Here is a 12,391-nt window from a genome sequence, read left to right as displayed (position 1 = left end):
TTAACGTCGTAAAAAGGTCGCCAATGGCGACCTTTTTTTATTGCCTTCAATTGATTTACTTTCTAATCCTTAGCGCTCGCTCTATCTTTTAAAATTATTTTGATACACTCGCACCTCTAATACAAAAAGGCCATATGTCTATGCCAGCAGATACAATTCGATCTCAGTCTTCAAATATTACTACCCTAGATCAGTTAGGCGAACACAGTGACTATTCCTATATTCGATTGTTAAATGCCGACCCGCAAGCAACACCAGATGGTCGGGATCACAGAGCAAGACAAGTCTTTTCAGGTCATTATGTACCAGTAAAACCAACACCTATCGCCTCGCCTCAATACATTACTCACAGTGAAACATTCTTCAAAGAGCTAGGTTTAGATGACTCGTTGGCAACAGATGAAGGTTTTATCCGACTTTTTTCAGGCGATATGACTTCGCTGCCCGATACAATGAAATCAACGGGCTGGGCAACCGGTTATGCCCTTTCAATTTATGGCACTGAGTATGTTCAGCAATGCCCTTTCCATACTGGCAACGGTTATGGTGACGGTCGTGCGATTTCGGTGGTCGAAGCCGTTTTGAATGACAAGCGCTGGGAAATGCAACTCAAGGGCGCAGGTCCAACGCCCTATTGTCGTGGCGCTGATGGAAGAGCCGTTTTGCGCTCAAGTGTCCGGGAGTTTTTGGCGCAAGAATTGATGCATGCTTTGGGAGTGCCAACCTCGCGTTCTTTGACCTTATATACTTCATTGTCCGAGCGTGTTGACCGACCTTGGTATTACCCGGACTCACAGTCCACTGACCCAGAAATCATGGTTTCGAACCCTGTCGCCATTTCGACTCGTGTCGCTCCGTCATTTATTCGTGTTGGTCAAATAGAACTATTTGCTCGTCGAGCGAGAAGTAATGAGCACCCAACGGCTCATCATGAGCTACAACAGATTGTCGAACACCTTATTACCAGAGAATATTCGAACGACATCGATCTAAGCTTACCGTTGACCGAACAAGTTGTTGAGCTTGCCAAACACTTCCAATCACGACTCATTAACCTAGTTAGCAATTGGCTACGAGTTGGCTTTTGCCAAGGTAATTTTAATAGCGACAACTGCGCGGCAGGTGGTTTTACCCTTGATTATGGCCCGTTTGGCTTTTGTGAGTTGTTCGAACCAGCGTTTCAGCCTTGGACTGGCGGCGGTCGACATTTTTCATTTTTTAATCAGCCTGCGGCAGCCCAAAAAAACTACGAAATGTTCTGTAAAAGCTTGAGAGTGTTGTTAGAGGGTTTAAATGTCGACGCAGAAGCCTCAAACGACTCATTACAAGCGTTAGAAGTTATCGAAGATAACTTTTCTAACAATATGGAACAGCAGCTCAACGCCATGTGGGCACAAAAACTTGGCCTTGCCAAATACGATACCGATTTGTTTGTAGAACTAATTACTCTAATGGCAAATACAGGTGTGGACTACACGATTTTCTTCAGAGAGTTGTCCAGCCTTCCAAATGAATTGAGCGACTTAGATAACAGCTTCTACCGACAGCCACCAGAGGATTTACTCGATAGGTGGAATACTTGGTTAGCCAAATGGCAACAAGCTATTAAGCTAAGCGAATTAAACGACCACCAGTGTGACATCATCAAACAAAATATGCAGAAAGTGAATCCTAAATACACTTGGCGTGAATGGCGCGTCGTACCTGCTTATCAAAACGCAGAAAACGGCCAATATGGATTGATTCACGAGTTACAGGAGCTATTCGCTACCCCTTATAAGGAAGGTACGGCAGCGCAAAATGAGAAATATTATACCTTGCGACCTCAGCAGTATTTATTTGCTGGCGGTGTATCACATTATAGCTGCTCGTCGTAACCAAAGAAGTGGTACAACAGATACAAAAACGGCCCTGAATTTGATATTTGATCATAAGTAAATTCGAGGGCCGTTGAGAATTGTAATTATTCTATTTAGCTTCGTTTTTGTATTTATCAAACCAAGCCAAAATATTACCTACCTTGCGAGCTAAATTAGATGGTTTAGCCGCAATACCATGATAAGCACCTTGAATGCGAACCAGTGAACTTTCGACACCTTCAAGTCGCAACGCACCATAGTATTGTTCACTTTCACTCATAGGCGTGCGCACGTCCAGCTCGCCAGTTAATACCATAGTGGGTGTTTTCACATTGCCCACTAACGACAATGGCGAGCGTTTCCAGTATTGCTCGTAGTCATTCCAAGGCAAGTCAGTAAACCAATACCGACTCATAAAGGTGTAAATATCAGATGTACCTATCATGCTCGTCCAATTAATTACAGGCTTAGCCACAACAGCAGCTTTAAATCGGTCGGTATTACCGATAATCCATGCCGTTAACACGCCACCACCTGAGCCACCTGTCACAAACAAGTTTGATTCGTCGATATAACCTTTTTTGATTACGCCATCTACCATATCCATTAAGTCGTTGTAGTCTTCGGATGGGTAGTTTTTATCAATTAGGTTTGCAAAGTCAGCACCGCGAGAAGTTGAGCCACGTGGGTTGCCATAAACTACGACGTAGCCAGCGGCTGCAAACAATTGAACTTCAGATGAAAACCCAGGGCCGTAAGCCGTATGTGGTCCTCCGTGGATTTCTAATATCAAAGGGTATTTTTTGTTTGGGTCAAAATCTGGAGGTGTAACAATCCACGCATTTAATTTACGTCCATCAACCGAGCTTTTTACGGTAAGTAACTCTGGTTGCTTTAACACCTTATGATCAAACACATCACCATTGAGATCAGTTAATTGGCGCTTGCCCTTTCTTGTCGTCACAGCGAGTTCTGCCGGACGATTTCCTAGCGACTGGGTATAGACGACTTGACCGTCATTAGTCACATCAAACTGACCCGAGGTATAAGGGCGACCTAGGCTCATGCCACCTAGGTTGTCCGTCAGTATTTTTAAGTCACCCGATAACGTCGAAAATGCAACGTACTTTTTTCCTTCGTTGTCATAACTGAAGTACAAGCCTTTACCGTTGTTTGCCCACTGGACATTACCTACCGACCTATCCAGTTTTGGTGTCAGATTACGGATGTTCTTACCATCAATATCCATCACATAAAGTGACGTGATTTGGTTTGACTTACCATTGTCATCAAAGCCAACGAACGCAACCGACTTACCATTTGGACTGACCAGCGGGTTGCCTTCTGGGCCACTTTCGTTAGTCAATTGAGTAGACCGCTTAGTTTTAATATCAATCGCAAAAATATCGGTATTAAAAATATCAAAGTCTCTGTCTTCTCGAGTGTTGGCAGAAACAAGAATAGACTTGCCGTCTTTTGTCCAAGCTAATTGTCCTGCGTAGTCGTACTCACCTTGAGTGATCTGACGTGGTGTACCACCGATAGCAGGAACGACATACACTTGCATATTTCCCGGACGATTCATTCCTGCGCCATCACGTTGGAACAAGGTATCATCGATATATTGTGCATTGTCAGCCCACTTCGCGTCTTTTGGTTTAAAATTTAAGCTAAATAGAGGCTTAGATTTAAGCGGTGTAAACATTGAGAACGCAAGCTGTTGGCCATCGGGTGAAAAGCTCAACCCTGAAGGCGTCATTTCAACATCCGTGACACGTGTCGTAAGACCCGTTTGCATGTCTCTTAAATAAATTTGTACCTTGCCTTCTTTACTCGATAAATAAGCGAGTTTTGATCCATCAGGGGAAAACACTGGACTAAAGTGATTGTTAGAATCCGAAAGTAACGGCAAATGGCTTTTGCCATCAAGTGACACCATCCACAAATTACGACGAATACTGTCCGTCATAATATCCATGCTGCGACGCTCGTATACGACTTTGTCTTGCGAAGGCATTACCAATGGATTTGCCGCGTATTCAAAATTAAAGATATCTTGGTAATCGAGCTTAGTAGACTCTTTGTTAATATCGCTCGCTTGAATATTAACGGAAAGAAATAAACTCAAACTTACTAATGATGTCAGTCCAATTTTTAAATTGTTAGATCCTAATGATTTCATTTTAACAACCTCAGTTAGCGCACTTAGCTTTTAAATTCAAAACTTTTAAAAATTTAAACATAACAGTAAATTTAGTTGCTAACGATCAAATTACTTGAAAAGCGCTAACTATTTTTGACATTGAAGCGTCAACAGGTAAGGATCAGCTTGTTAATTAATAATCTGCAGTTCTCAAAAGGGTAAATTAAGAATTGAAGACTCTTGATTTAGCCATTGGGTAAAACAGCATCTTAGTGAGAAGAAAAATTGAATAACAACTCAAACTCTATCGCACAACAGGACAAGTTGAATAACGGGGCTTTTTCTCGGTTTTTGGCCACTGTCGAATGGTTAGGAAACCTACTTCCCCATCCAGTTACATTGTTTGCCATGTTAGCCGTTTTTATCGTGGTTTTAAGTGGCATTTTGGGCTTTTTTGAAATTTCTGTCGCGGACCCTCGTCCATTAGATGCCAAAGGACGAGCACCAGATGGCATGATTGAGGTCGTTTCATTAATGAATGCCGAAGGGTTACAACGCATTGTAACAAGTTTGGTCACTAACTTTACTGGTTTTGCGCCACTGGGTACGGTGTTGGTTGCGCTTTTAGGCGTTGCTGTTGCAGAACACAGTGGCTTACTGGCGACAGCTATGCGCTCTATCGTACTCAATGCCTCTAAACGCGGCGTAACATTTGCCATCGTATTTGCAGGTATTGTATCTAATACTGCAGCAGAACTAGGCTATGTTGTCCTTATTCCACTTGCAGCAATGATCTTTCATTCACTTGGCCGACACCCACTTGCTGGTTTAGCCGCAGCCTTTGCCGGAGTTTCTGCGGGGTACAGTGCTAACCTTCTAATGGGAACTGTTGACCCTCTGTTGTCTGGAATTACCGAAGCCGCTGCGCATATGATCGACCCAGATTATGTCGTTGGCCCAGAAGTAAACTGGTACTTTATGTTTATTTCTACGTTTGTCATTGCGATCATGGGCACATTCGTCACAGAAAAAATTGTTGAGCCTCGCCTCGGTAAATTTGACCCCAAAAATGCGTCGGTTGAGCTTGAGCCACAGTTGATGCAACCACCGACAGCCAAAGAAAAATATGCATTAAAAATGGCAGGTCTAGCTTTTGCTATTGTATGTGGCATTTTGGCGTTAACGGTCGTACCAGAAAATGGCATTTTACGTGACCCAGAAACAGGCAAAGTCGCTGGCTCTCCTTTCTTAAAGGGTATAGTCGCCTTTATTTTCATAACGTTTGCGATTCCGGGTTTTGTTTACGGCAAAATCGTTGGCACTATGAATAATGACCGAGACGTAATTGCTGCAATGGCTAAAAGTATGAACACCTTGGGCTTGTACATCACCTTGGTTTTCTTTGCTGCGCAGTTTGTTGCATTTTTTAAGTGGACCAACCTAGGTACTGTATTAGCGGTTAAAGGTGCTGCAACGCTTCAGGCACTTGGCCTAAACGGCCCTGAAGTGTTTGTTATCTTCATATTGATGTGTGGCTTGGTTAACTTATCTCTTGGTAGTGCGTCAGCGCAATGGGCAGTTACTGCACCTATTTTTGTGCCTATGTTGATGTTAATTGGTTTTGCCCCAGAGGTTATCCAAGCGGCTTATCGTGTCGGTGATTCAGTGACTAACGTCATTGCACCTATGATGAGTTATTTTGGCTTGATATTAGCTATGGCGGCCAGATACCAGAAGGACTTAGGAATGGGTACCTTAATAGCAATGATGCTGCCTTACTCGCTGATTTTCATCGTGGGTTGGACCATCCTATTTTATATTTGGGTGTTTGTCTTTAACATGCCAGTGGGTCCAGGTGCAGCAACGTATTATCAACCCTAATCAATTACCTTGATGACAAACATAAAAAAAGCACCGTTTAAACGGTGCTTTTATTTTCTTTAAAATCAGTTAACTAAACGCTATTCGCTTATTAACCTAGTTTTGCTAATGCATTGTTAAATGTATTGCTAGGACGCATCGCTGCAAATCCTTTTTCATCTGATGGACGGTAGTAACCACCGATGTCCATTGATGTGCCTTGAGCGCTGTTAAGCTCGTTCACGATAACGTCTTCATTAGCTGTCATAACTTCAGCTAGTTCAGCGAACTGACCTTTAAGTTCAGCGTCGTCATTCTGAGCCGCTAGTTCTTGTGCCCAGTACATTGCTAGGTAGAAGTGAGAACCACGGTTATCAAGTTCGTTTACACGACGTGATGGTGACTTGTTGTTATCAAGGAACTTAGCCGTTGCTTTATCAAGTGTTACTGATAATACACGTGCTTTTTCGTTACCAACAGTGTTCGCTAAATGCTCGTAAGAAGCCGCTAACGCTAAGAACTCACCTAGTGAATCCCAACGTAAGTGGTTTTCTTTTTCGAACTGTTGTACGTGCTTAGGCGCTGAACCACCCGCACCAGTCTCAAATAAGCCACCGCCGTTCATTAGAGGAACGATTGATAGCATTTTTGCTGACGTACCAAGTTCTAGAATTGGGAATAAGTCAGTTAGGTAGTCACGTAATACGTTACCAGTAACGGAGATTGTGTCTTCACCACGCTTCATACGCTCTAGTGAGAAACGAGTCGCTTCTACTGGCGCCAAAATGCGTAGGTCTAAACCATCAGTGTCGTGTTCTTTTAAGTACTCGTTCACTTTTTTGATTAACTCAGCGTCGTGTGCACGAGCTTCGTTTAACCAGAATACCGCTGGCATGCCAGATAGACGAGAACGGTTAACCGCTAGTTTAACCCAGTCACGGATAGGTGCGTCTTTAACTTGACACATACGGTAGATGTCACCCGCTTCAACAGTGTGTTCGAAAACAACATTGCCATCTTGGTCTGTTACTTTAACAGCACCGTTTGCTGGGATTTCAAACGTCTTGTCGTGTGAACCGTACTCTTCTGCTTTTTGAGCCATAAGACCAACGTTAGGAACAGTACCCATAGTTGCTGGATCGAATGCGCCATTTTCTTTACAGAAAGAAATAGTTTCTTGGTAAACACCTGCATAACAACGATCTGGAATAACCGCTTTCATGTCTTGTTGTTTGCCTTCAGCATTCCACATTTGACCAGAAGTACGGATAGCTGCTGGCATAGATGCATCGATGATTACGTCTGAAGGAACGTGTAAGTTTGTGATACCACGATCAGAGTCAACCATTGCGATATCCGGTGCAGTTTCATAAACCGCCATGATGTCCGCTTTGATTTCTTCTTGCTTAGCCGTATCTAGCTTTTCGATTTTTGCGTAAACATCACCAAGACCGTTGCGTACGTCAACGCCAATCTCTTGGAATGTCGCAGCGTGTTTTGTAAATACGTCTTTGTAGAACGCCTTAACAATGTGACCAAAGATGATTGGGTCTGATACTTTCATCATTGTTGCTTTTAAGTGAGCTGAGAACAATACGCCCTGCTCTTTTGCATCAACGATTTCTTTGGCTAAGAATTTTTGTAATTCGGCAACGCTCATGAACGTCGCGTCAACAATCTCACCTGCTAATACAGGTACAGATTCTTTTAATACATTTGATGAGCCATCTTCACCAACAAACTCAATCTTTAAGCTGCCGTCTTTTGCGATAGTTGTTGATTTTTCACTTGCGAAGAAGTCGCCTTGTTCCATGTGTGCAACGTGAGACTTAGAGTCTTTTTTCCACTCACCCATTGAATGAGGGTTTTTCTTAGCGTATTGCTTAACAGCACCTGGAGCGCGACGGTCAGAGTTACCTTCACGTAAAACTGGGTTTACCGCTGAGCCTAATACTTTTGCGTATGCCGCTTTAATCGCTTCTTCTTGCTCGTTTGCTGGCTCTTCCGGGAACTCAGGAAGCTCAACACCTTGAGCTTGAAGCTCTTTGATTGCTGCTTTTAACTGAGGGATTGACGCTGAAATGTTAGGAAGCTTGATGATGTTTGCTTCTGGCGTTTTAGCCAACTGACCTAAGTATGCAAGGTCGTCAGATACACGTTGGTTTTCTGGCAAAAATTCGTTAAGGTTCGCGATGATACGAGCTGCTAACGAAATATCACGTGTTTCAACGTCAATACCAGCTGTTTTACTGAACGCTTCAACAATCGGTAAAAATGAATAGGTCGCCAGAGCCGGCGCTTCATCTGTTTTTGTATAGATGATTTTTGATGTCATTTAGGTTCCCTACATGTGCAGTGAGTTGTTCGTCGCTATAGTATAGACAACGAAATCTGAATATAAGTCTGAATTTTGGGTGTGCATACTATAAAATACCAGCCCTTTTTTAAAGACCTTTGTATATAATAGCGTCATGAAAACCGTAAAAAAAAATAGCCAATCACCTAAGCCAGCACCAAGGCATAGACAAAAAAACAACAATTCAGCCAAAGGCTTTAAAAAAACCAGTGCCCGTCGACCTGCAGAGCAACGAAACAAACCAAACCGTGCGATCAAAAAACAACAAGGTCCTACTCAAGTCGTTTTGTTTAACAAACCTTTTGATGTCCTGACCCAATTCACTGATGAACAGGGTCGTAAGACACTCAAAGATTATATACCGATCCCTGGCGTTTACCCTGCAGGCAGGCTCGATAGAGACAGTGAAGGCTTATTAGTTTTGACCAATAACGGTGCGTTACAAAACAAAATTGCCAGTCCCCAGCACAAAACGACTAAGTGTTATTGGGTTCAAGTCGAAGGTGTACCAGACGAGACTGCACTACAAGCACTACGTGACGGAGTGGAACTAAAAGACGGCTTAACTAAACCAGCTAAAATCAAGGCTATTGAAGAACCCGCTATATTATGGCCTCGAAATCCGCCAATCAGAGAGCGTAAAAATATCCCGACGACTTGGCTTGAAATCACCATTTCGGAAGGCAAAAACCGTCAAGTCAGGCGAATGACCGCACACATAGGTCACCCAACATTGCGTTTAGTACGTTACCGAGTGGGTAATTGGACTATCGATGATATTCCAAATGGTGAATACCGCATTATTGAACTTGGATAACAAAGTTTAATGGGTCAATTAGCAGGTTCTAATTTATACTCAAAAATAATGCTAAAAAGGTCGCCGAGCCGTACTCAAGGGCGCTTTGTTGTGTTAGAATCCGCGCAAATTTTAACTCCCTAGGTAGATTTCCATTTATATGTCAGAAATTACGTCCGAAAACGCAAATACAAAAGTCATCATTGGTATGTCTGGTGGTGTCGACTCTTCAGTCTCTGCTTACTTGTTGAAACAACAAGGCTACCAAGTAGAAGGCCTTTTCATGAAAAACTGGGAAGAAGACGATGATGATGAGTACTGTGCGGCGGCGGAAGATTTAAAAGACGCGCAAGCGGTCTGTGACAAATTGGGGATCGAGTTACACACAGTAAACTTTGCTGCAGAGTACTGGGATAATGTGTTTGAGCACTTTTTAGCTGAATACAAAGCGGGCCGCACGCCTAACCCAGACATTATGTGTAACAAAGAAATTAAGTTTAAAGCTTTTTTACAGTTTTCTGCCGAAATCCTTGGTGCCGATTACATAGCAACGGGTCATTACGTTCGTCGCACCAACGAAGCAAACCCTAAAATGCTTCGTGGCTTAGACAACAATAAAGATCAGTCTTATTTCTTGTACGCAATTGGCGAAAAGCAAATCGCGCAAACGTTATTTCCCGTTGGTGAGTTAGAAAAGCCAGAAGTTAGACGCATAGCTGAAGAACAAGGTCTAATTACCGCTGACAAAAAAGACTCAACGGGTATCTGTTTTATCGGTGAGCGCAAGTTTAAAGACTTTTTACAAAAGTACTTACCAGCTCAACCGGGTAATATTGAAACGCCTGAAGGCGAAGTCATCGGCCAACACGAAGGTTTGATGTACCATACTCTTGGTCAACGAAAAGGTTTGTTAATTGGCGGTCTCAAAGATTTTAATGATCAGCCTTGGTTTGTGGTCGATAAAGACGTTGAGCGTAACGTTTTAATTGTGGGTCAAGGTAAAAACCACCCTTTACTGTTTTCTAACGGCCTCGTTGCGAAACAACTAACTTGGATCGATGGTAAAGGTCCTCAAGATGCATGTCGCTTAACTGTCAAGACTCGTTACCGCCAAGAAGACATCCCTTGTTCTGTTGTGCATGATTTAGAGAACGACACCATCAGAGTGCTATTCGACGAGCCTCAGCGCGCAGTTACACCAGGACAATCAGCGGTATTTTATGACGGTGATGTATGTTTAGGTGGCGGCATCATTGAACAATATATTCGATAAGCGCAGCTTAAGATGAACGACAACGCCCGTAACCAAACCATTGCCATGGCCGCGATCTGTCAAGCCGCATTGATGATCCAAGAAGCGGCTAAAGGTCAGTCGATTGACTATGACGCCCTCAAAGTTTTGATGGAAGGGGTTTTACAAACAGACCCTAATTGCATTGAAGATGTTTACCCAGACTTATCAAAACTCGAGAGAGGCAGTGCCCTACTCGTCCATCAGTTAAGCGGTCAAGCCACGGCAAAAGACGTAGAAGTGACTCGTTATTTAGCAGGCATAATGTCACTGACCAAAAAAGTTATGGCGTCACAACAAGTCGCCAGCCAGTTGAGTCAGTTTATCGAAGACGTACAACGTCGTTTAGACCACTTCGAGTTAACTTCGCCAAGTATTATTGACAATTACGCCGATGCATACAGCCAAATCATCAGTCCAATTGGACAAAAGATAAAAGTCATTGGCTCGCCCGCCGTATTAAAGCAACCGAGTGTTCAAAACTTAGTTCGAGCTCTATTATTGACAGGCGTTCGAGCGGCAGTTTTATGGCGACAATACGGTGGCAAACGTCGCCAATTTATATTTGGTCGAAACACGATTTTAAGAAACGCAATTTCATTTAACAAAGAATTATCACTAATTAGTTAAGAGGTCACTCATGCAACTCTCTGCTCTTACAGCAATTTCTCCAGTCGATGGACGTTACGGAAGTAAAGCGAGCAAACTACGTTCTATCTTTAGCGAATTTGGTTTAATTAAATTCCGCGTCGTGGTTGAAGTTCGCTGGTTACAAAAATTAGCTGCAACTCCAGCAATCACAGAAGTCCCAGAGTTTTCAGAGCAGGCAAATGCCCTTCTTAACAGCATCGTCGATAACTTTTCAGAAAATGACGCAGAGCGTATTAAAGAAATCGAACGCACAACGAACCACGACGTAAAAGCAGTTGAATACTTTTTAAAAGAGAAGGTATCTGACAATGCTGAACTAACGGCCATTAACGAATTTATTCACTTTGCATGTACCTCTGAAGACATCAACAACCTATCACATGGTCTGATGTTAACAGCTGCACGTGATGAAGTTGTATTGCCTTATTGTGACAAACTATTAGCTGAACTTAAGCGCTTAGCAATTGAGTACAAGTCTATTCCAATGATGTGTCGTACACATGGTCAACCAGCAACGCCATCGACAATGGGTAAAGAAATGGCAAACGTTTACGTGCGTCTTCAGCGTCAGCGTCAACAAATTGCGAATGTGGAAATCTTGGGTAAAATCAACGGCGCCGTTGGTAACTACAATGCTCACATCTCTGCATACCCAGAACACAACTGGCATCAGCATTCAGAAGAGTTCGTTACGTCTCTTGGTCTAAGCTGGAATGCGTTTACGACGCAAATCGAGCCACACGATTATATTGCAGAATTGTTTGATGCAATGGCTCGCTTCAACACAATCCTTTTAGACTTTGACCGTGACGTATGGGCTTATATTGCACTTGGTCACTTCAAGCAAAAAACCGTTGCAGGTGAGATTGGCTCGTCAACCATGCCTCATAAAGTTAATCCAATTGACTTCGAAAACTCTGAAGGTAACTTAGGCATTGCCAACGCAATCTTTGATCACTTAGCTGCTAAATTACCTGTTTCTCGCTGGCAGCGTGACCTAACTGACTCAACTGTACTAAGAACGTTAGGTGTAGGTGTTGCTCACTCTATCATTGCTTACCAAGCTACACTTAAAGGTATCAGTAAATTAGAAGTTAACGAGCAAAGCTTATTAGACGAGTTAGACGACAACTGGGAACTATTAGCTGAACCAATTCAAACGGTTATGCGTCGATACGGTATCGAAAAGCCATATGAAAAACTTAAAGAGTTAACTCGCGGTAAAAAAGTAAACCAGACCGTTATGGCTGAGTTCATTGACGGCTTAGAATTACCAGACACAGTAAAAGCCGAGTTAAAAACAATGACACCTGCTAATTATATTGGCGACGCAGAAAAATTCATCGACTACCTAAACTAGTCTAAACTTTTCTATATTGTAAGCCAGTGCCCTATTGCACTGGCTTTTTTGTCTCTTCAAACTCATCAACACGTG

At 42.9% G+C, this 12,391-nt stretch carries 8 protein-coding genes; 6 read left to right on the top strand and 2 right to left on the bottom strand.

Annotated elements, in window-relative coordinates:
- The first annotated feature begins 140 nt into the window (after positions 1 to 140).
- Entirely contained in the window at positions 141 to 1,877 is a 1,737-nt protein-coding gene (locus tag J1N51_RS00985; protein ID WP_408635868.1) for a protein adenylyltransferase SelO family protein, read from the top strand.
- Between the two features lie 91 nt (positions 1,878 to 1,968).
- On the opposite strand, the gene J1N51_RS00980 is transcribed toward J1N51_RS00985, so the two are convergent.
- Positions 1,969 to 4,041 carry a S9 family peptidase gene (locus tag J1N51_RS00980; RefSeq protein WP_208832146.1) on the bottom strand — a complete coding sequence of 691 codons (2,073 nt, stop codon included), beginning with the start codon at positions 4,039 to 4,041 and terminating at the stop codon, positions 1,969 to 1,971.
- A 246-nt stretch (positions 4,042 to 4,287) separates the two neighbouring features.
- Between J1N51_RS00980 and J1N51_RS00975 the strand changes: the two genes are divergently transcribed.
- Entirely contained in the window at positions 4,288 to 5,883 is a 1,596-nt protein-coding gene (locus J1N51_RS00975) for an AbgT family transporter (protein ID WP_232842831.1), read from the top strand.
- A gap of 91 nt (positions 5,884 to 5,974) precedes the next feature.
- Here the strand turns inward: J1N51_RS00975 and J1N51_RS00970 are convergent, their stop codons facing one another.
- Positions 5,975 to 8,197, bottom strand: a complete 2,223-nt coding sequence (locus J1N51_RS00970) for an NADP-dependent isocitrate dehydrogenase (protein WP_208832145.1) — start codon at positions 8,195 to 8,197, stop codon at positions 5,975 to 5,977.
- A 136-nt stretch (positions 8,198 to 8,333) separates the two neighbouring features.
- Here J1N51_RS00970 and rluE point away from each other — a divergent pair, with 136 nt between their 5' ends.
- The 4 genes from rluE (at position 8,334) to purB (ending at position 12,316) form a co-directional block, all read left to right on the top strand.
- Positions 8,334 to 9,035, top strand: a complete 702-nt coding sequence (gene rluE / locus J1N51_RS00965; RefSeq protein WP_208832144.1) for a 23S rRNA pseudouridine(2457) synthase RluE — start codon at positions 8,334 to 8,336, stop codon at positions 9,033 to 9,035.
- 139 nt (positions 9,036 to 9,174) lie between these two features.
- On the top strand, positions 9,175 to 10,287 hold the full coding sequence (gene mnmA, locus J1N51_RS00960; protein ID WP_208832143.1) for a tRNA 2-thiouridine(34) synthase MnmA: 1,113 nt from the start codon (positions 9,175 to 9,177) through the stop codon (positions 10,285 to 10,287).
- Positions 10,288 to 10,299: 12 nt separating this feature from the next.
- Positions 10,300 to 10,935, top strand: a complete 636-nt coding sequence (gene hflD, locus J1N51_RS00955; protein ID WP_208832142.1) for a high frequency lysogenization protein HflD — start codon at positions 10,300 to 10,302, stop codon at positions 10,933 to 10,935.
- A 10-nt stretch (positions 10,936 to 10,945) separates the two neighbouring features.
- The gene (gene purB, locus J1N51_RS00950; protein WP_208832141.1) at positions 10,946 to 12,316 is read left to right on the top strand and encodes an adenylosuccinate lyase; all 1,371 of its coding nucleotides are present in this window, start codon (positions 10,946 to 10,948) and stop codon (positions 12,314 to 12,316) included.
- Positions 12,317 to 12,391 lie beyond the last annotated feature (75 nt).

The organism is Psychrosphaera ytuae (assembly GCF_017638545.1).
Lineage (GTDB): Bacteria > Pseudomonadota > Gammaproteobacteria > Enterobacterales > Alteromonadaceae > Psychrosphaera > Psychrosphaera ytuae.
The sequence above is the reverse complement of the archived record's forward strand: the minus strand, read 5'-3'. Positions and strand labels throughout refer to the sequence as shown.

Bases quoted from the DNA above. Each gene is read 5' to 3' on its own strand.
- mnmA (WP_208832143.1), top strand. From the start codon at position 9,175: ATGTCAGAAATTACGTCCGAAAACGCAAATACAAAAGTCATCATTGGT.
- J1N51_RS00985 (WP_408635868.1), top strand. From the start codon at position 141: ATGCCAGCAGATACAATTCGATCTCAGTCTTCAAATATTACTACCCTA.
- purB (WP_208832141.1), top strand. From the start codon at position 10,946: ATGCAACTCTCTGCTCTTACAGCAATTTCTCCAGTCGATGGACGTTAC.
- J1N51_RS00970 (WP_208832145.1), bottom strand. From the start codon at position 8,197: ATGACATCAAAAATCATCTATACAAAAACAGATGAAGCGCCGGCTCTG.
- J1N51_RS00980 (WP_208832146.1), bottom strand. From the start codon at position 4,041: ATGAAATCATTAGGATCTAACAATTTAAAAATTGGACTGACATCATTA.
- hflD (WP_208832142.1), top strand. From the start codon at position 10,300: ATGAACGACAACGCCCGTAACCAAACCATTGCCATGGCCGCGATCTGT.
- rluE (WP_208832144.1), top strand. From the start codon at position 8,334: ATGAAAACCGTAAAAAAAAATAGCCAATCACCTAAGCCAGCACCAAGG.